The sequence below is a fragment of the Rhizobium sp. BR 317 genome, assembly GCF_047445835.1.
GTDB classification, from domain to species: Bacteria; Pseudomonadota; Alphaproteobacteria; order Rhizobiales; family Rhizobiaceae; genus Rhizobium; species Rhizobium paranaense.
The window spans coordinates 144,568-164,244 of sequence record NZ_JARWLB010000014.1 but is presented as its reverse complement, the minus strand read 5'-3'; the positions used below and the strand labels follow the sequence as shown (position 1 = coordinate 164,244).

Genomic DNA, 19,677 nt, shown 5'->3' with positions numbered 1-19,677 from the left:
AGCCGGAGCGCTTGGCCTATCATGCAGGATGGGCTTTCACGTTTCAGGCAGCCGACCACCCCGCTTTGGTTGTAGCGGTGATTGCGCAACAGAATACGCTTGAGATCCCCGCGAATTCGAAAGATTCCACCAAAGCCGTCGGGCTTTCGGCAGGCAGGCGACAGGCCGCGGCTTATTCTGAATGAAACCTTCCGCTTCCGGATACCTCCTTCCACACACTCCAGAGGTCCATTGATGTCCCCTCCCGTCGGTCGCGTCGCCAGCAACCAGGATGTCCCGAAATCCGCCGATGTCGTCATCCTGGGCGGCGGCATGGCCGGCGTTGCAACTGCCTACGAACTCGCCCGGCGCGGAACCTCCGTCGTCCTCGTCGAGAAAGGCGTGATCGCCGGCGAACAATCGAGCCGCAATTGGGGTTGGTGTCGCCAGCAGAATCGCGATCCGAGGGAACTGCCGCTTGCACGGCTTGCCCTGCATAGATGGGACAATCTCAATGCGGAGCTCGGTGAAGAAACCGGCTTTCGCCGCACCGGTCTCGTCTACGCCACGACACGCAAGACTGACCTGAACGCCTGGGAGCGCTGGAGCCACGTTGGCAAGCAGTTCGGCGTCGACACACGGATGCTGACGGGAGCCGAATGTGCCACGATGCTTCCCGGTAATAGTCGTCACTGGGACGGCGGCGTCCACTCGCCGAGCGACGGACGCGCGGAACCGGAGCTTGCAGTGCCGGCATTGGCGCGCGGCGCCCAACGGCTTGGCGCTATCATCATCCAGAACTGTGCCGCCCGTGAGCTCGAAACCGAAGCGGGGCGGATCAGCGGCGTCGTCACGGAAAAGGGTGCAATCCGCGCTTCGGCCGTTCTGGTTGCCGGCGGCGCCTGGAGCGGCATGTTCCTCCGGCATCACGGTATCCGCTTCCTGCAGGCATGCGTCAAATCCACATCGTTCTACACCGCCGCCGCGCCAGCCGTGACCGACGGCGGGATCGCGATGGAGGACGTGACGATCCGCCGGCGGCTGGATGGCGGCTATACCGTGGGTTTGAGCGGTCTCGGTCAATTGCAGATCACGCCCTACGGCCTGCTGCAAGCCCGCGATTTCTGGCGCACGTTTCAGACGAGGCGCAAGGGCCTGACCTTTGCCCTCGGCCGCCAGTTTATCGAAGGGCCGGAAGCCATCGCCCGCTGGAAGGCGGACGGGATTTCTCCCTTCGAGCGCATCCGCACGCTCGATCCGCTGCCGGATGCCCAGCTTGTCGAGCGCGGCATTGCTCGGCTTGTGGCGACCTACCCCGAGCTTGCCGGTGTTCGTCCCGCCGAATGCTGGGGCGGCATGGTGGATTCCACCCCGGATGCCATACCGGTGATCTCCTCGATCGCTTCGCGGCCCGGACTGTTCGTCTCCTCGGGCTTCAGCGGTCACGGCTTCGGAATCGGTCCCGCCGCCGGCATGCTGGCCGCCGATCTCATTGGCGGTGAAAAGCCCTGCGTCGATCCCTCACCCTATCGGTATGAGCGCATGATCGACGGCACAGATCTCGGAAAGCCGGGGATGCTGTAATGATCGCGATGACAGCGGAACAGATCCTCGAAAAGCTGGTCGGATTTCCTTCTGTAGTCGGCACGCCAAACCATGTGATCGTCGGCTGGATCGCCGATTATCTGCAACGGGCCGGCGCAAAGGTGATCGTCCTCACCGGACCCGAAGGAGACCGAGCCAACCTGTTTGCGACCATCGGCCCGGCCGACCGGCCCGGCTACCTGCTTTCGGGGCACATGGACGTGGTCGCGGCGACCGAACCCGGATGGACAAGTGACCCCTTTCGCCTGCAGCGCAATGGCACGCAGCTCGCGGGCCGCGGCACGAGCGACATGAAGGGCTTTCTCGCCTGTGCACTTGCTGCGCTCCCGGCCATCGCCGGACGCTTGCTTGCCCGGCCGCTGCATCTTGCTTTTTCCTATGACGAGGAAGCCGGTTGCCGCGGCGTTCCGCATCTGATCGCAAAGCTTCCCGATCTCTGCGCGAAGCCGCAAGGATGCATCATCGGCGAGCCGAGCGGCATGCGCGCCATCCGCGCCCACAAAGGGAAAGCGGCGGCAAGGATCGTACTCGGCGGCCGAGCCGGCCATTCGTCGCGGCCGGACCTCGGCCTGAATGCCATCCATGCTATGGTGGACATTCTCGGTGAAGCAGTCATGACCGCCGAACACCTGACCGCAGGGCCATTCGATACCAATTTCGAACCGCCTTATTCCTCGCTGCAGATCGGCACGATCCGTGGCGGGCAGGCCGTCAATGTCATTCCCGAGGAATGCACAGTCGAGCTGGAGGCGCGGGCGATCGCCGGCGTCGATCCGGCCGGCTTACTCGCGGGGATCAAGGGACGGCTGGAAGCCTTGAAGGCAAAGGGCTTTGCGACGCACTGGGAGAGCATGAGCAGCTATCCTGCTCTGTCGCTTGCCGCCGATGCACCGCTTGCCCTGCTGCTGGAAGAACTGACGGGGCAAATCCCGCTTGCCGCCGTCAGCTACGGCACGGAGGCAGGCCTTTATCAGGCAACAGGAATGGAGGCKATCATCTGCGGGCCAGGTGATATCGGACGGGCGCACAAAGCCAACGAATTTATCGAGGACAGCGAATTGTCCGCCTGTGTCAGGATGATCGAAGCGCTGGGGGAACGTCTTGCCCGATAATCGTTGGCGACGACAAGCATGTGCAAGCGCAAAAATCGGATCGATATGCGGTCGGCAGGCTCCAGTTCAATCCATTCTGCCGGGGGAAGCCCAGCGGGATGTTTTGAAGTAAGCGTGAGGAACCTATGGCTTTTTTATTCAATTCCGATGCCGAGCGGGCAAGAATCTTTGCCGCGGCTTTCGCGCGCGAACTGCCTTCCCTCCCCTTCGCCACGGATTCGGCCAGCGTTGATCCCGAAACGGTCAAATATCTGCTGACCTGGACGGCGCCGGCCGATCTCGACCGCTATTGCAATCTCGAAATCCTGTTTTCGATCGGTGCCGGCGTCGATCAGTTCTCGCTGACCACACTGCCGGACAAGGTGAAACTGGTCCGCATGGTGGAGGACGGCATTATCAGGATGATGCAGGAATATGTGACGCTCTGCGTCCTGGCACTGCATCGCAATCTGCCCGGCTATATCGAGCAGCAGAGGGCAGGCAAATGGGCCTCCCGCCCGGTTCGGCAGGCCGCCGATCGGCGTGTCGGCATACTCGGCCTCGGCAATCTCGGCCTAGCCGTCATCGATCGGCTGCGCCCCTTCGGTTTTCCGCTTCGCGGGTGGAGTCGCTCGCCGCGCAGCATTGAGGGCGTCGCCTGCTATAGCGGAACGGATCAGTTGCCAGAGTTTTTGGCGGGCGTCGATATCCTCGTCTGCCTCTTGCCGCTGACGCTTGAGACACGCGGCATCCTGAATGCCGATCTCTTCAAGTCTCTGCCGCAAGGAGCCTGCCTAGTCCATGCCGGCCGCGGTCAGCAGCTCGACGCGGTGGCTCTTATCGAAGCGCTCGACAGCGGCCATATCGGCGGCGCTGTCCTCGACGTCACTGAACCGGAGCCGCTGCCGACCGAACATCCGCTCTGGCACCATCCCAAGATCCTTCTGACACCGCACATTGCCAGCATCACGCAGCCGGAGACGGCCGCAAACACCGTCATCGCCAATATTCGCCGCCATGAGGCCGGGCTCGACCCGATCGGGCTTGTCGACCGCAGCCGCGGCTACTGACTATCCATAGGAAAGGAACTCCATGTCTCTGTTGAAAACCATCGACCCGAAGCCGGCATTCGAGCCGAAACACTCCAAGGCGATGCCGGAACGGCTGATCTCCGGAGATCCAGCTTTCAAAACCTGGGCCCAGGACAGCGCACGCGACGGAATGATCAATACCGGCGTCTGGGAAGCGACGCCGGGTGAAACCCGCTCGATCAAGGGCGAAACTTTCGAATTCTGCCACATCCTTCAAGGCGTCATCGAACTGATCGAAGAGGGTGGCACGCCGTTTACCTACCGCGCCGGCGACAGCTTCGTCATGAAGCCGGGTTTCAAGGGCGTCTGGCGGACGATAGAGACTGTCCGCAAGATCTATGTGACCGTCAGTCCATGACAAGCCTTACCGACCTGCCGGTCTTCGAGGCCAAACATGAGGGCTATACGCTGAGCACGGATCGCGGTCGGCTCGATGCCGATCGGGTCCATCGCTATCTCGCGGAAGAATCCTATTGGGCACGCGGGCTCGATCGCGCCCTGCTCGAACGGGCGCTCGCCGGTTCGCTGCCAGTCGCGATCTATGCGCCGAACGGCGATTTTGCCGCTTTTGCGCGCGTCGTCACGGATCTCGCCGTCTTTGCCTATCTGCGCGATGTCTTCACCCTGCCGGAGCATCGCGGCCGGGGCCTGGCAACGTTTCTTGCGACGGCGATCCGCACCCATCCCGAGCTGAAAACAGTGAGCACCTGGATGCTGGCGACGCGCGATGCTCATGCGGTCTACGCGAGAGCCGGCTTCACGCCGGTCCCGCATCCGGAATATTACATGAGCATCCGAAAACCCACCGATAACCCATAACCGCCGGTTATGGAGTGCGCTGCTCTTGTTACTGGCGACCGTGGCGTTCCCGCGCCATTCTGCACCCAGCCAGCACGAGGAAAACAGCACATGGGTTATCGCATCGGGGTCGACGTCGGCGGTTCCTTCACCGATTTTGCGGTGTTTGACGAGGCCAGCGGGCGCATCTCCACCCTCAAGGTCTTCTCCCGGCCCGATGAGCCGGGAGCGGAAATCACGGCAGGTCTTTCGACACTCAAAGCTCGCGACGGGCTCGATCCCGCGGAGGTCGATTATTTCACCCATGGCACGACGGTCGGCGTCAACACGGTCATCCAACGCAACGGCCATGACCTCGCACTATTTACCACACGGAATTTCGAGGACGTGCTGCAGATCGCGCGCCTGAAAATCCCGCAGATCCACAATCTCTATTCGGTGCGGCCAGAACCGCTGATTGCACGCGACCGCGTGTTCGGCATCGACGAGCGAACCGCCGCAACGGGCGATATACTTGACGCTCCGCGTGAAGACGACGTGGAGAGGGCCGTGCGTGCGGCCGAACGGGCCGGCTGCAATGGCATCGTCATCGCCTTCCTCAACGCCTATCGCAATCCGGCCAACGAACTTGCCGTCAAGGCGATGATCGAAAGGTTTACACCCGGCCTGCCAGTCTTCTCCTCCGCACAGACCTGGCCGATCATCCGCGAATATGAACGCACCATCACGGCTGTCATCAGCGGCTATGTGCAGCCGCGGGTGTCCCGCTACCTCGACCGTTTCGAAAGCGTGTTGAGACAGGAGGGTCTCGCCTGCCCTCTGCTGATCACCAAGAGCAATGGCGGCGTGATGGGCATCGACCAGGCGAGAAACGATTGCGTGCAGATGATCCTTTCCGGCACGGCCTCCGGGGTGATCGGAGCCGGCTATCTCGCCAAGGCCAGCGGTTTCGACCGCATTTTGAGCCTCGATATCGGCGGCACCAGCGCCGATGTCGCCGTCATCGTCGACGGCCTGCCGCAATATGGTGTCGGCGAGCTGATCGGCGACTTCCAGATTCACATCCCCTCCGTATCGGTAAGCTCCGTGGGGCAGGGCGGCGGCTCCATTGCCTGGGTCGACGCCTTCGGCATGCTGCAGGTCGGGCCGGACAGCGCCGGTTCAACACCGGGTCCTGCCTGCTATGGACGCGGCGGCACGAGACCGACGGTCACCGATGCCGTCGCAGCCTGCAACCTGATCGGCCACATGCCGCTCGGCTATGGCGCTGTCGACGTCGATCGCGCCGCCGCGCGTGCCGCGATTGCTCCGCTTGCATCTGTGCTTGGCGGCACGATCGAGGCGACGGCAAACGACATCCTCAACATCTCGGTCTCGGGCATGTATGCCGAGGTCAGCGGCCTGATCTCCCGTTTCGGGATAGACCCGCGGGAGTTCCACCTCTTCGCCTTCGGCGGCGCCGGCGCCATGCTGGCCTGCTTCCTGGCTCGCGAACTCGACATGAAGGGCGTCGTGGTGCCGCCCACTCCCGGCGTCGTCTCGGCTCTCGGCGGCCTGATCGCCGACCTGAAGAACGATTTCATCCGCACCGTCTATTGCGATGTCACGCCGGGGGCGATGGCAAATGTTGCCGCGCCGTACCGGGAACTGAAAGCTGAGGCCGAGCATTGGCTACGGCAAAAACAGGGCTTCACCGGGTCTGCCGTCGTCCAGGCCTTTGCCGACATGCGCTATCTGGGCCAATCCTACGAGATCGAAGTCGCACTTCAGGGCGATTGGCTCGAAGAGATCGATGCCGATGCCATCGTCAATGCCTTCCACGCCGAACATAAGCGGCTTTTCGGCCATGCAGCATCGGATTCGCCGGTGCAGATGATCAATCTCCGCCTGACCATATCGGGCGCGACGCCGAAACCGTATCTCGCCGAACTCAGCCCGGCATACGAACCTGCCCAGCCGCGCTTTCCGGTCGAAGCCTGGTTCGACGGCCGCCTTGCTGCGACGGCAGTCTATCACCGCAGCGATTTGCGGGCGGGACATCGCCTGACCGGTCCGGCAATCATCGCGCAGGACGATACGACGACGGTCGTCCCGCCGGATTTCGCCGTCGATGTCGACAGGTTCGGCAATCTTGTCATCACCCGCGTGGAGGCCTGACATGGCGATCGATCGCAGAAATCTGAAAGTACTCGCCAACTTCTGTGCCGCCGCCGCCGATGCCATGGCCTTCACCCTGATGCGTACGGCGCACTCCGCCTTCGTCAAGGAAACGGAGGACTTTTCCTGCCAGGTGGTGACGCGCGAGGGTCTTGCCTTTGCAAGCCCGCGACAATTCGGAGCCCCCTGGTACAGCGGCATCGATTACCGCCCGCTCCTCGACATGTTCGACGACTATGCCGAGGGCGACATCTGCATCACCAACGATCCCTATAGCGGCTTCGTCGCGACCCATTCCCCCGATATCCATATCTGGAAGCCAGTATTTCACGGCGGCGAGATTGCCTGTTTCGTTGTTGGCCATATCCACAATACCGATGTGGGCGGGGCCGTGCCCGCTTCTCTGTCGCGATCGCTCACCGAAATCGAGCAGGAGGGTCTGCGCATTCCGCCGGCCAAGCTCGTCGAGAACGGCGTGCTGAATGATTTCGTGCTGCGCACGATCCGCGCCAATGTCCGCCTGCCGGATCAGAACATCGGCGATCTCAACGCCCAGATCGCCTCCGTGAATATCGGCGAGCACAAGCTGAAGGAGATCATTGCGCGCTTCGGCTTTGACGATTTCATCGACGGCGTCGGCCAGATTCTCGACTATGCGGAGGAACAGACGCGCGCCATTCTCAGGGGCATACCGGATGGCGACTATTTCTTCGCGGACTATGCCGATGAGGATTCGGTCGGCGGCAAGCCTTGCCGTGTGGCGCTGACACTGCGCATCCGTGGCGATGAGATCGAACTCGACTATACCGGCAGCGATCCGCAATTGGGCTCGTCGCTCAACATGCCGACCGGTGGGCGCGAGCGCCATCCGCTGGTGATGGTGGGCCTGACCTATGTCCTGTTCACGCTCGACAATTCCCTTCTGCTCAATGCCGGAACGCTCCGGCCGGCGCGCGCGGTGCTCCCCGAAGGGAGCATCGTCAATTGTCAGCGTCCCGCCGCTGTCGGCATGCGCTCCCTGACTTGCGCCATGACGCAGATTGTGACGGTCGGCGCCTTTGCGAAGGCACTTCCAGAGTTGATGCCGGCCGCGTCTCCCGGCGGCAATGCGATCATGAACATCAAGACCAGCGACAGAAACGGCCGGCCGGTCATGGCCTCGATCGGCCCTGTCGGTGGCGGTGGCGGCGGAACACCGATCAGCGACGGAAGCGACGGTGCCGGCGGCGCCACGGGTTTCCTGCGCAACACCCCGATCGAAATCAGCGAGGCGGAGGTGCCAATCCGCTTTCTGCGTTACGGATTGGAAGCCGATACCGGCGCTCCGGGTCGCTATCGCGGCGGCTTGTCGGCGGTGATGGAGTTCCAGGTCTCGGCGCCGGAAACAGTCGTGACGGCGCGCAACCGCAATCGCTCGGTCATGCCTTCCTGGGGCCTCGCAGGCGGCCATGCCGGCACGATTTCGCGCTTTATCCGCAATCCCGGCAAAGAGGATGAGACATCGCTTGGGAATACAGACATCGTGCATTGCAATCCCGGTGATGTGATCCGCGTCATTGGTCCCGGCGCCGGCGGCTACGGCGATTCGTTTGAACGGCCGGCCGAAACCGTCATCCGAGATGTGCGCTGCGGCGCGATCTCGACGGAAAGTGCGCGACGCGACTACGGCGTGGCGATATCGGAGGGCGTGGTCGACGGCGAGGCGACGGCGGCCTTGCGGGCTGGGCGATCAGTAAAAACCGATCCCATCACCTATGCCGCTGAGCGGATCGCCTTTGAATCGGTGTGGACGGAGGAGCGCTACAATCTGCTGACGGCGTTCCTTGCKGGCGTGCCGGTCGGTTGGCGCTTCTTCTTGAAGCACAGGATCTTCGATGCGGTCGCGTCCCATTCAAACGGATCGGGCGATGGCATGGCCGAACAAATGCGCGTCATCTTCGCCGACATGCGCGAACGCTATGGCGTTTGACAGTCTGCGGCGATTGGTTATGACATCCATAACCTGAAGGCGGATCTCATGAACGCACGCCAGCTAGAAATCTTCCGGGCGATCATCCGCGACGGCACGCTGACCGCGGCTGCGAATTCGCTCGGGATTTCGCAGCCGGCGGCCAGCAAGTTTCTCCATCATCTGGAAAGTCAGCTCGGCTACCCGCTGTTCGATCGCATCGGCGGGCGGCTCGTGCCGACCATGGAGGCAAACCTGCTGTTTGCGGATGCGGACCGGGTCTTTCGCGAGATCGAAGCGCTAAAATCGCTAGCGCGGGATATCGGAGCGCAGAAGATCGGCCTCTTGCGGCTCGGCATCAGCCTAGCGGTCACCTATTCGGTGCTCCCCAGAGCACTTTTGCGCTTTCGCGCGAAGCATCCGGAAGTGAAGGTTCATCTCCATGCCCTGCCGAAGCGTGAGATCGCCGAGGCTCTGCTTCTCGGCGACATCGACCTTGCCGTCACCTTGTCGGTGATCGAAGCACCGACCGTTCGCAGCGAAATCCTCAGCGATGTTCCGATCGTGGCGGTGATGCGGGCCGATGATCCCTTGGCTTCAAAGGAAACGATCGCTCCTCCCGATCTCGATGGTTTGCCGCTGATCTCATACGGCGCCCATGCGGAAATCGGCGCGGCGATGGACGCGGCCTTCGCAAGCTGCGGCCGGCAGCGCGAGGTTGCCATTCAGATTGCCTCCTCGGTCGGCGCGGTGCCGTTGGTGCGGGAAGGTCTCGGGATCGCCCTGGTTGATGGACTCGTTGCCTGGCACGGCTTCGAGGGCCTGGTTGCCCGCCCCTTCGAACCGCAGCTCGCCATGCAGATGGTGGCGGCGACTAATGACGCCCGGCCGGCCTCGCGATTTGTGCGGCCCTTTCTCGCCACGCTGCGCGATGTTCTCTGAACCGCCGAATCTTGCGCTGAAACACCGAGGGCAAACGGGATATTCCGTCGCAACAGCGGAAGCACTCAATCGAAACTGCCAGGGTGCAGCCGATAGACTTACCCGGCCCGACGGTAAGGAACAGCCATGACCCTTAGTTTCGACCCAGATTCGCTCGATCTCCCAGGCGGACATTTCATCGATGGTCGCTATGTCGCCGCCAGCGGCGGCATGACTATGCGCMGCCCGTCTGACGGCGTTGCCTTCGCGGAATGTCCGGTTGCCGGAAAAGATGTGGTCGACCGTGCCGTCGAAGCCGCAAACCGGGCCCTGAAGACGAGTGGCTGGTCGTCGCTCCGGCCGCGCGAGCGAACGAAGGCGCTGGTTCGCTGGGCCGACCTCATGGAAGCAGAGGCCGTGACGCTGGCACGTCTGGAAGCTATCTCCTCTACCCGCCCGATCGGGCAGCTCATCGCCGGCGACATCGCGATTACCGCCGAGCAGATCCGCTTCTTCGCAGAATTCGCCGACAAGGAAGGCAGCGATTTGGTGCCGACCGATGACCACAGCCTCGGCATGATCATGAGCGAACCCTATGGTGTCGTCGGCGCGATCACCCCCTGGAACTTCCCGATTTCCATGGCCGGCTGGAAGCTCGGCCCTGCATTGGCAGCGGGCAATGCCGTGGTGCTGAAACCCTCCGAGATGACGCCGTTCTCGACGCTCTACATGGCGGAGCTCTCAGTGCGCGCCGGCATTCCTGCCGGCCTGATGAATATCGTTCTCGGCGATGGCCCGACCACCGGCGCGGCGATCACCGGCCATCCCGGTATCGGCAAGATCAGCTTCACCGGTTCGACATCGGCCGGCGCGGCGATCATGGAGAATATTGCCCGCAGCGGCGTCAAGCCGATGACGCTGGAACTCGGCGGCAAAAGCCCGCAAGTCGTTTTTGCCGATGCAGATCTCGATCTGGCCGCCGAAGCGATTGCCCGCAACGTCCTCTCCAATGCCGGCCAGGCCTGCGTGGCGGGTTCGCGGCTGATTGCCGAGCGCTCGATTGCCGAGCCTCTCGCAGAGGCGATCCTCAGGCATATGCATCAGATCAAACCGGGCCCCACCTGGGATGAGACCAGCCGATATTCGCCTATCATCTCGGAGCGCCAGATCGGGCGGATCGACAACATCGTTCAAGCCGCGATCGACGCCGGCGCGGAATGCGTTACGGGTGGCTCAAGGCTGGAGCGACCGGGCTATTTTTATGCTCCGACGCTGTTTGCCGGGGTCGACCACTCGTCGCCGGCGGTCACCGAAGAGATATTCGGGCCGGTGTTGACGCTGCAAACCTTCGAGACGGAGGAGGAAGCGCTTCAGCTCGCCGATCATCCGACCTACGGGCTTGCGGCCGGGCTTTTCACGCGCGATCTTTCCCGCGCTATTCGCGTCACGCGCCGTCTCCAGGCCGGGACTGTCTGGGTCAATCGCTATGGGCGCTCCCGCGACCATATTCTGCCGACCGGCGGCTACAAAAGCTCCGGCATCGGCAAGGATCTCGGCCGGGATGCCTATCTTGCCAATCGCCGCAATAAGTCCGTGCTGATCAACATCTGAGGAGCCGACATGAAGACCTACAGGATCGCTCTCATACCCGGCGACGGCATCGGCAAGGACGTCACCACCGCTGCGTGGCAGGTATTGGCAAAAGCGGCTGGGAAGGCGGGCTTCGGCCTGGAGCCGACCAGCTTTCCCTGGTCCTGCGCCTACTACAAGGAAACGGGCGCGATGATGCCGGCCGACGGCATTGCGACCCTGCGCAATTTCGACGCCATCCTGCTCGGCGCGGTTGGCTGGCCGGCCGAGGTAGCCGATTCCGTTTCGCTTCACGGCCTGCTTCTGCCGATTCGCAAGGCTTTTGAGCAATATGCCAATATCCGGCCCCACCGGCTGCTGCCGGGCGTCGAGGGCCCGCTGAAGGCGCGCGACTTCGACATTCTCTGCATTCGCGAAAATACTGAGGGCGAATATTCCGGCGCCGGCGGACGTGTGCATCAGGGCACGGCAAACGAGGTCGCCGTGGAAACCTCGATCTTCACCAGAGCGGGCGTGGAACGCATCCTGCGCTTCGGCTTCGAACAGGCCCGCGCGCGCCGCGGCAAACTCGCCTCCGTCACCAAGTCGAACGCGCAGAAATATTCCATGGTGTTCTGGGATGAGATCACAGCACGGCTCGCCGCCGAATATCCCGATGTCACCGTGACGAGCTATCACATCGACGCCATGGCGGCACGCATGGTCATGGCGCCGGAAAGCCTCGATGTCATCGTCGCCTCCAACCTTTTCGGCGACATCCTGACCGACCTCGGGGCCGCCATCCAGGGCGGGCTCGGCTTTGCCGCTGCCGCCAATCTCAACCCCGATCGCAGCGCACCATCGATGTTCGAACCTGTGCACGGCTCCGCGCCCGATATCGCCCATCTCGGCATCGCCAATCCGATCGCCGCAATCTGGTCGGCCGCAATGATGCTCGATCATCTCGGCGAAAAGGCCGCTGCGGATGCGATCATGCATGCCATCGCTGCGGCGACCGAGGCCGGTATCGGCGCGGTTCCCGGTAAGGACAAGACCGACACCATCACCTATGCCGTGCTGAACGCACTCGCCTGAACCACAAGGAAACGACAACAATGATCGACCTCAAGGACCGGAGCCTGTTGCGCCAACAGGGCTTGATCGACGGACTCTGGCGCAATGCCGCCTCCGGCAAGACCGTCGACGTCATCAATCCGGCCACACAGACGGTGATGGGCACGGTTCCCGACATGGACGGAACGGAGACCCACGCCGCGATCGAAGCCGCCCGTGCCGCCTTCCCGGCCTGGCGGACGAAGACTCATGCCGAGCGGGCGCAACTGCTGGAAGCCTGGCATGATCTGATGATCGAACATTGCKACGATCTCGGCCTGATCCTGACCACTGAGCAAGGAAAACCGCTGGCCGAGGCGCGCGGAGAAATCCGCTACGGTGCCTCCTTCGTCAAATGGTTTGCCGAGGAAGCCCGCCGCATCAACGGCACGACCATCCCGTCGCCGACCCGCGACCGCCGCATCGTCGTCCTCAAGGAGCCGGTCGGCGTCTGCGGCATCATCACGCCCTGGAACTTCCCCAACGCGATGATCACCCGCAAAGTGGCGCCGGCGCTGGCGGCCGGTTGCACGGTCGTCATCAAGCCATCCGACTTTACCCCCTATTCGGCGCTGGCGCTCGGCGTTCTGGCCGAACGCGCCGGCATTCCCGCCGGCGTCATTAACATCGTGACCGGCCTGCCGACCGAGATCGGCAACGAGTTGATGCGCAACGAAGCGGTCCGCAAGATCTCATTCACCGGCTCCACCCGCGTCGGCGCGCTCCTGATGCGCGGCGCGGCTGACAGTATCAAGCGGCTCAGCCTGGAACTCGGCGGCAACGCGCCCTTCATCGTCTTCGATGATGCCGATCTCGATCTTGCCGTCGAAGGCGCCATCGCCTCCAAATTCCGCAATGGCGGTCAGACCTGCGTCTGCTCCAACCGCATTCTGGTGCAGGATAAGGTCTACGATGCCTTTGCCGCAAAACTCGCGGCCCGCGTTTCCGCCATGAAGGTCGGCCCCGGCACAGAAGCTGGCGTCGACATCGGCCCGATGATCAATGCCGCGGCCATCGAAAAGATCGAGCGCCATGTCGCCGACGCCGTCGAAAAAGGCGCGACGATCGTTGCGAAGGCTTCGAGCCTCCCCGAAGGCCGGCAATATGCCGCTCCCATCGTCCTCTCGGGCGCAACCACCGACATGCTTCTTGCCAGCGAAGAGACCTTCGGGCCGGTCGCGCCGCTCTTTCGCTTCAAGACCGACGAGGAGGCAATCGCCATTGCCAACGGCACACCCTTCGGGCTTGCGGCTTATTTCTATACCGGAAGCCTCAAGCGCTCCTGGGCCGTCGGCGAAGCCCTGGAATTCGGCATGGTGGGGCTGAACACCGGCGCGATCTCAACGGAAGTTGCCCCCTTCGGCGGCGTCAAGCAATCCGGACTTGGCCGTGAAGGGTCCCAACATGGCATCGAGGAATATCTCGAACTGAAGACCTTCCACATCGGTGGTCTCGCCTGAGCCTGCCAAAGACAACAAAAAGGGCGCGCCAAAATGGGCGCCCTACCGACATGCAGCGCGGACATCCTGACGGCTTCCTCGCCTGACAGGAATTCACGCGGGCTTTGCGAGAAGACCGGCAGCTAACGCATGGAAGGTCTCGATCGCCTTTGGCAGCACATGCTTCGGATCGTCGCTGGCTGCGACCCAAAGAGCGGCGTTGAGCGCGGCGCCGCTAAGAAGCCGAGCGGCGGCCTCCGCGTCGAGAGGCTTGAAAATCTCTTTGGCGATAAGACGTTCTACTGTCCGCTTGGTGTCCTGAAAGCAACTGCTCTGGCTGGGCCATCTTGATGGATCACCCAATACGGCGGGTCCGTCGAGCAGAACGATACGTTGAACTTCCGGAACCAGCGCCATCTCGATATAGGCGGCGCCTTCGGCAAGCAGGCCCTTCCAATCATCCCCCGCCCGTGCGCCGATCTCTTGGGCCTGCGATGCCATTTCCGAGTCTATCTGATCGACAACTGCCGCGAGAAGCCCGCGCTTGTCTCCGAAATTGTGATAGAGCGCCCCGCGTGTCAGGCCGACTTCTCCGGTCAGCTCGTCCATCGAGGCAGCCGAATACCCTTTGTCAGCAAAGGCTTTTCGCGCGGCCGCGATGAGTTTGGCACGGTTCTCCTCCATCGTATCGACACGTCGTTTCGCCATCTTGCCCTCGAATTTCATATACGTTGCGTATGTGGACTTGACATACGGTACGTATGTCGGTTACTTCACATACGTACCGTATATGAGATGCGGCAGTGTGTGAAGCGGATTGCGTCATGCTCATCCGCTACCGGCAAGGACAATGAAGAAAGGATCGAGAATGACCAAACGCGAGGCAATTTTTCCCGCCGGCAGGCATGCCCTTTATGAGGAGCATGGCTATTCGGCCGCCATTCGCTCCGGGGACCTCCTGTTCGTTTCAGGACAAGTCGGCAGCCGTCCCGACGGGACGCCGGAACCTGATTTTGAACATCAGGTCCGTTTGGCTTTCGAAAACCTCAAGGCTACGCTGGACGCGGCGGGGTGTACGTTCGATGACATCGTGGACATAACGACGTTCCACACGGACCCGGAAAACCAGTTCGCAACAATCATGGCCGTCAAGCAAGAGATTTTCAGCGGTCCGCCCTACCCGAACTGGACGGCCGTCGGCGTGAATTGGCTTGCGGGCTTCGACTTCGAGATCAAGGTTATCGCCCGTATCCCTTCGAAGGCATGATTTTCGAAAGCTTGGCTATTGGAACCGGTCGAGCGTCTTGTAATACATGCCGACGAGCGGCAGGAACCAGGGCTTGCCGAAATGCCCCGGCACCGCCGGCCATTCGAGGTCCTTGACCGGATTGCGATCGGCCTTTCCCAAGATGGCATTGGCAATCATCATGCCCATATGCGTCGCCATCTGGGCGCCATGGCCAGAATAGCCCATCGCATACCAAAGCCCGTCGACATAGCCGGCACGGGGGAACCGATCCTTGGTCATGTCGACCAAGCCGCCCCAGCAATAATCGATCTCGATCTTAGCCAGATGCGGGAAGATTTCCGCCAAGCTGGCGCGCAGGATCTCGCCGCTCTTGGCATCGGATTGTTGATCCGACGTCGCGGAAAACCGCGCCCGGCCGCCGAATATGAGGCGATTGTCCGGCGAGAGCCGGAAGTAATTGCCGATGTTGAGCGAGGTAACGCAAGTGCGGTTGCCGGGCATGGTCGCAGCGATCTCCGCCTTGGTCAGCGGACGGGTCGCGATGATGAAGCTGCCGACAGCAACGATGCGACGGCGGAAATAGCTGAAGATGCCGGGAGTATAGGCACCGGTTGCCACAAAAACATTGTCTGCCGATAGCTTGCCGCGGGCGGTCGTCAATTCATGCCGGCTGCCATTGACCTTCCTGTCGGTCACGGCGGCATTCTCGAAGATCACCGCGCCGCTGCGTACTGCGGCTTCAGCAAGACCGACCGCATAACGCCCCATATGCATCATGGCGCTTTTCTTGGAGAGCATGGCGCCATGAAAGGATGCCGATCCGATTTCCGACTTGAGATCGTCAGCGGTCAACAGTGCCGTATCCGGATCGATCTCGCGATGGACCACTTCGAAATTGCGAGCAATGCTGTCGAAATGTGCCGGCTTGGAGGCAAGCTTCAGTTTGCCCGCACGGCGGAAATTGCAGTCGATCCCCTCCTCCGTGACGATCCGTTCGACAGTGTCGACGGCATCGTCGAAGGCGCGATAGAGTGCCTTCGCCCGCTCGACACCGAGCTCTTGCTTCGCCGCGATGAAACTATGGGCGATGCCGTTGTTGAGATGACCGCCATTGCGGCCGGACGCGCCGGAACCGACCGTGCCCGCCTCCAACACGACCACCTTAGCACCGGCCTTGGCGAGCTGAAGCGCCGCCCCTAATCCGGTAAAGCCGCCGCCGATCACGGCAACGTCGTAGTGACCTTCGACCGGCGCGGTGCACTGCTTTGCAAAGCGTGGGGCTGTGTCGTGCCAATAGGATTTGAACTGCATGGCGGCCTCCCGTCAGAGCCCGACGACGCCGGGCAGACCGGAAATATCCTTGATCTCGGTATACTCATAGTAGGGATTGGCCGGCTCGTGACCCCGGTTGACCCAGACCTTGTGCTTGATGCCGAGATCATAGGCCGACATCAGATCATAGCGGAAAGACGAGGAGCAATGCATCACGTCTTCCGGATTGCAGCCGAGCATATCGAACATATATTCGAACGCCTTGAAGCGCGGCTTGTACGCATTGGCCTGCTGCGCCGTGAAGACGGCATGGAAAGGCGCACCGAGCTTTTCGACATTGTGCATGATCTGCTCGTTCATCGCATTCGACAGGATGACCAGCGGGATTTCCTTGGCGACCTTTGCAAGGCCTGCCGGCACGTCCGGATGCGGTCCCCAGCTCGGCACGGTTTCATAGATCGAACGGGCATCCTCGGCACGGAAGGCAACGCCATTCTTGCGGCAGGTCCGCTCGACGGCATTGTGGAGCACTTCATTATAGGGTTTCCAGTCCCCCAGAATCTCATCCAGCCGGTAGGCCGCGAAATTCTTGATGAACTGCGTCATGCGCGGCTGATCGAGCTGGCCGCCATAGATCTTCTGGGCAGCTTCGGCCATCTGGAAATTCGTCAGAGTGCCATAGCAGTCGAAGGTGATATATTTCGGCCGGAACTTCGTCATGTCTTTGGTCCTTGCATGAATGCCGCGCAGGCGCTGATGAATGAGGACATCATAGGCAGCCTTCTTCCATCGGTTCACCGCATTTAAGCCGTCACGAAGCAGAATGTTTTGTATCGCCGCTCTGGTTTGGCAGAGAGTTGCGCGTCGTCACAGGCGCCTTGCCGCCGAAATCCGTAATCGCAGCCTGCGACGCCGGCCGCCCGGCATAAGATGCGGCGCGCATGCCGGCGGACGGTGGAAGATACCGCTGCCGCCCTTTCGTCGGGACGATCTTCTTCCGCTACGGGTCTATCAAAAAGAAAAGCAACGAACGGGAGAAAAAGCCTGTGCAGGCAACCGGGATCGATCTTCGCCCCCTCGACCATTCTCACCTTCAATCGGCCCTGGCACTGTCGCGTCAGGCAGGCTGGCCACACCGGCTGGAAGAGTGGCAGATGCTGCTGGAACTCAGCCGCGGCCTTGTGGCTATCGAGAACGACAAGGTCGTTGCGACAATCTTCGTCACTCCCTATGGCGACGACGTCGCAACGATCAACATGGTGATCGTCGACGAATCGATGCGTGGGCGTGGCATCGGCCGCCGGATCATGCAGGCGGCTCTGGAGATCGTCGGTGACCGTGAGTGCCGGCTCATTGCGACCGCCGATGGTCTGCCTCTTTATGAAAGTCTCGGCTTCGAAAAGACCGGCACCATCGTTCAACACCAAGGCCCGCTGCGCGCATGCATTGCGCCATCGACGGTGGATTGGGCAACGGCTGCCGATCTCGACCAGATCGTCGCCCTCGACCGCATCGCTTTCGGGGTTGATCGCGACGCACTTATCGAAGCTCTTTTCCAGGCGGGTCGGCTGGCGGCTCTCCGCGAAGCCGACACACTCCGCGGTTATGCGGCCTTGCGGTCCTTCGGCCGTGGCGAACTCTGCGGCCCGGTCGTCGCGGAAACCGCTGCTAATGCAGAGGACCTTCTGAGCTTTTTGTTCGCCGCCCGGTCAGGCGCATTCATGCGCGTCGATACCGGGAGTGAAACCGGCCTTGCTCCGTTCCTCCTCGAACATGGTCTGGCCCATGTCGGCGGCGGCATCACCATGTGCCGCGCAGCGTMATCTGCCCCTTCATCCATTCCCAGCGTTCACACATTTGCCCTGGCCAGCCAGGCTCTGGGCTGAAGAGAGACATCATGCTGAGCAATTCCCTTATCGAACTTGATCGCGCCCACCTCGTTCACCCCGTCGCCTCCTATCGCGGGCATGAGCAGGCCGGCGTCCGCGTGTTGAAATCCGCCAAGGGCGCGACCGTTACCGATGCGTCGGGCCATCAGATGATCGACGGCTTTGCCGGTCTTTGGTGCGTCAATGCCGGTTATGGCCATGACAGCATCGTGGAGGCGGCCGCCCGCCAGATGCGCGAGCTGCCCTATGCCACCGGCTACTTTAGCCTCGGCTCCGAACCAGCCATCCGGCTCGCCGCCGAATTGGCCGATCGCGCACCCGGCGACCTCAACCATGTCTACTTCACGCTCGGCGGCTCCGATGCCGTCGACAGCACGGTCCGCTTCATCCGCTACTATTACCATGCGCTCGGCAAGCCCACGAAGGATCAGTTCATCTCCCTCGAACAGGGCTATCACGGCTCATCCACCGTCGGTGCCGGCCTGACGGCGCTTCCGGTCTTCCATGCCGGCTTCGGCATGCCGCTCGACTGGCAGCACAAGATTCCCTCGCATTATGCTTATCGCAACCCCGTCGGCACCGATCCGCAGGCGATTATCGCCGCCTCAGTGGCCGCACTGCGCGCTAAGGTCGTGGAACTCGGCGCCGAGCGCGTGGCGGCTTTCTACGCCGAGCCAATCCAKGGTTCGGGCGGCGTACTGGTGCCGCCGGCCGGGTGGATGAAGGCAATGCGCGACCTTTGCAGCGAACTCGACATTCTGTTCGTTGCCGACGAGGTGATCACGGGTTTCGGACGCACCGGTCCGCTGTTTGCCTGTTCGGATGACGACATAGTCCCCGACCTGATGACCACCGCCAAGGGGCTTACCTCCGGCTACGTGCCGATGGGAGCCGTCTTCCTGACGGAGCGGGTCTATAACACGATTGCCGACGGTGCCGGCGCCGCTGCGGTTGGCCATGGCTATACCTATTCCGCGCATCCCGTCAGCGCCGCGGTCGGTCTCGAAGTGCTACGCCTTTACGAGAACGGTCTGCTGGAAAACGGCGTCAAGGCCGGAGCGCGGCTGATGGCCGGTCTTCGCGATCTCTCTTCGCATCCGCTGGTCGGCGACGTGCGCGGGCGCGGCATGCTCGCGGCCGTAGAACTGGTGGTCGACAAGGCGCGCAAGACGCCCCTGCCCGCGGCTGCCGAGCCGGCGCGGCGGATCTTCGATCGTGCCTGGAACAACGGGCTCGTCATTCGCGCCTTCGGCAACGGTGTTCTTGGCTATGCACCGCCGCTCTGCTGCACCGATGGGGAGATCGATGCGATCATCGAACGCACGCGCAGGACGCTGGACCAGACCCTGGAAGACCCTGATGTACGCGCGGTGCACGCTTGAGTGCGAAAACGGGCCTTCGCAGGGAGCGGCGAAATACCGCTTTGCGCTCATATTCGCAATATTGTGCCGCCGCAGCTCTCCCATTCAGAGAATCCGGTGAGCCTTTACTGCGAAACTGAGCTGACTGCAGATGCTCAAAGGCCGAAAAACCGGGATTTTCGGGAGATTCGCGAA

General features: G+C 62.0%; 17 protein-coding genes. 14 read left to right on the top strand and 3 right to left on the bottom strand.

Translation table 11 applies throughout. From position 1 onward, the window contains the following. Nucleotides 1-234: 234 nt before the first annotated feature. The 11 genes from QD357_RS21565 (at nt 235) to QD357_RS21515 (ending at nt 13,732) form a co-directional block, all read left to right on the top strand. Nucleotides 235-1,563 carry an NAD(P)/FAD-dependent oxidoreductase gene (locus QD357_RS21565; RefSeq protein WP_414125009.1) on the top strand — a complete coding sequence of 443 codons (1,329 nt, stop codon included), beginning with the start codon at nt 235-237 and terminating at the stop codon, nt 1,561-1,563. Between the two features lie 8 nt (nt 1,564-1,571). Next, the gene (gene argE, locus QD357_RS21560) at nt 1,572-2,696 is read left to right on the top strand and encodes an acetylornithine deacetylase (protein ID WP_183939815.1); all 1,125 of its coding nucleotides are present in this window, start codon (nt 1,572-1,574) and stop codon (nt 2,694-2,696) included. A gap of 125 nt (nt 2,697-2,821) precedes the next feature. Next, on the top strand, nt 2,822-3,745 hold the full coding sequence (locus QD357_RS21555) for a 2-hydroxyacid dehydrogenase (protein WP_414125008.1): 924 nt from the start codon (nt 2,822-2,824) through the stop codon (nt 3,743-3,745). Nucleotides 3,746-3,767: 22 nt separating this feature from the next. Next, nucleotides 3,768-4,124, top strand: coding sequence for a cupin domain-containing protein (locus QD357_RS21550; protein WP_183939733.1), 357 nt, complete (start codon nt 3,768-3,770; stop codon nt 4,122-4,124). Further along, nucleotides 4,121-4,585, top strand: a complete 465-nt coding sequence (locus QD357_RS21545) for a GNAT family N-acetyltransferase (protein ID WP_414125007.1) — start codon at nt 4,121-4,123, stop codon at nt 4,583-4,585. The genes QD357_RS21550 and QD357_RS21545 overlap by 4 nt, the downstream gene beginning before the upstream one ends. 90 nt (nt 4,586-4,675) lie before the next feature. Next, nucleotides 4,676-6,721, top strand: a complete 2,046-nt coding sequence (locus QD357_RS21540; RefSeq protein WP_414125006.1) for a hydantoinase/oxoprolinase family protein — start codon at nt 4,676-4,678, stop codon at nt 6,719-6,721. Between the two features lies 1 nt (nt 6,722). Next, the gene (locus QD357_RS21535; protein WP_414125005.1) at nt 6,723-8,690 is read left to right on the top strand and encodes a hydantoinase B/oxoprolinase family protein; all 1,968 of its coding nucleotides are present in this window, start codon (nt 6,723-6,725) and stop codon (nt 8,688-8,690) included. A 48-nt stretch (nt 8,691-8,738) separates the two neighbouring features. Beyond that, nucleotides 8,739-9,611, top strand: coding sequence for a LysR family transcriptional regulator (locus QD357_RS21530; RefSeq protein ID WP_414125004.1), 873 nt, complete (start codon nt 8,739-8,741; stop codon nt 9,609-9,611). Between the two features lie 126 nt (nt 9,612-9,737). Next, on the top strand, nt 9,738-11,201 hold the full coding sequence (locus QD357_RS21525) for an aldehyde dehydrogenase family protein (RefSeq protein ID WP_414125003.1): 1,464 nt from the start codon (nt 9,738-9,740) through the stop codon (nt 11,199-11,201). Nucleotides 11,202-11,210: 9 nt separating this feature from the next. Next, the gene (locus QD357_RS21520) at nt 11,211-12,254 is read left to right on the top strand and encodes a tartrate dehydrogenase (RefSeq protein WP_414125002.1); all 1,044 of its coding nucleotides are present in this window, start codon (nt 11,211-11,213) and stop codon (nt 12,252-12,254) included. A gap of 20 nt (nt 12,255-12,274) precedes the next feature. Then, a complete protein-coding gene (locus tag QD357_RS21515; protein ID WP_414125001.1) occupies nt 12,275-13,732 on the top strand; it encodes an NAD-dependent succinate-semialdehyde dehydrogenase in 1,458 nt (485 codons plus the stop codon). Between the two features lie 93 nt (nt 13,733-13,825). On the opposite strand, the gene QD357_RS21510 is transcribed toward QD357_RS21515, so the two are convergent. Beyond that, entirely contained in the window at nt 13,826-14,419 is a 594-nt protein-coding gene (locus QD357_RS21510) for a TetR/AcrR family transcriptional regulator (protein ID WP_183939718.1), read from the bottom strand. A gap of 160 nt (nt 14,420-14,579) precedes the next feature. Between QD357_RS21510 and QD357_RS21505 the strand changes: the two genes are divergently transcribed. Beyond that, on the top strand, nt 14,580-14,978 hold the full coding sequence (locus QD357_RS21505) for a RidA family protein (protein ID WP_183939716.1): 399 nt from the start codon (nt 14,580-14,582) through the stop codon (nt 14,976-14,978). Between the two features lie 15 nt (nt 14,979-14,993). On the opposite strand, the gene QD357_RS21500 is transcribed toward QD357_RS21505, so the two are convergent. Both QD357_RS21500 and QD357_RS21495 read right to left on the bottom strand, forming a co-directional pair. Further along, the gene (locus QD357_RS21500; RefSeq protein ID WP_414125000.1) at nt 14,994-16,271 is read right to left on the bottom strand and encodes an NAD(P)/FAD-dependent oxidoreductase; all 1,278 of its coding nucleotides are present in this window, start codon (nt 16,269-16,271) and stop codon (nt 14,994-14,996) included. A 12-nt stretch (nt 16,272-16,283) separates the two neighbouring features. After that, nucleotides 16,284-16,952 carry a haloacid dehalogenase type II gene (locus QD357_RS21495; protein ID WP_183939712.1) on the bottom strand — a complete coding sequence of 223 codons (669 nt, stop codon included), beginning with the start codon at nt 16,950-16,952 and terminating at the stop codon, nt 16,284-16,286. A gap of 326 nt (nt 16,953-17,278) precedes the next feature. On the opposite strand from QD357_RS21495, the gene QD357_RS21490 reads away from it, so the two are divergent. Together QD357_RS21490 and QD357_RS21485 are read left to right on the top strand one after the other, a co-directional pair. Beyond that, complete coding sequence (locus QD357_RS21490; RefSeq protein WP_414124999.1) at nt 17,279-18,118, top strand: GNAT family N-acetyltransferase; 840 nt, start codon at nt 17,279-17,281, stop codon at nt 18,116-18,118. An 11-nt stretch (nt 18,119-18,129) separates the two neighbouring features. Next, nucleotides 18,130-19,503 (top strand): aspartate aminotransferase family protein, encoded by a 1,374-nt coding sequence (locus QD357_RS21485; protein ID WP_414124998.1) that lies wholly within the window; start codon nt 18,130-18,132, stop codon nt 19,501-19,503. Nucleotides 19,504-19,677 lie beyond the last annotated feature (174 nt).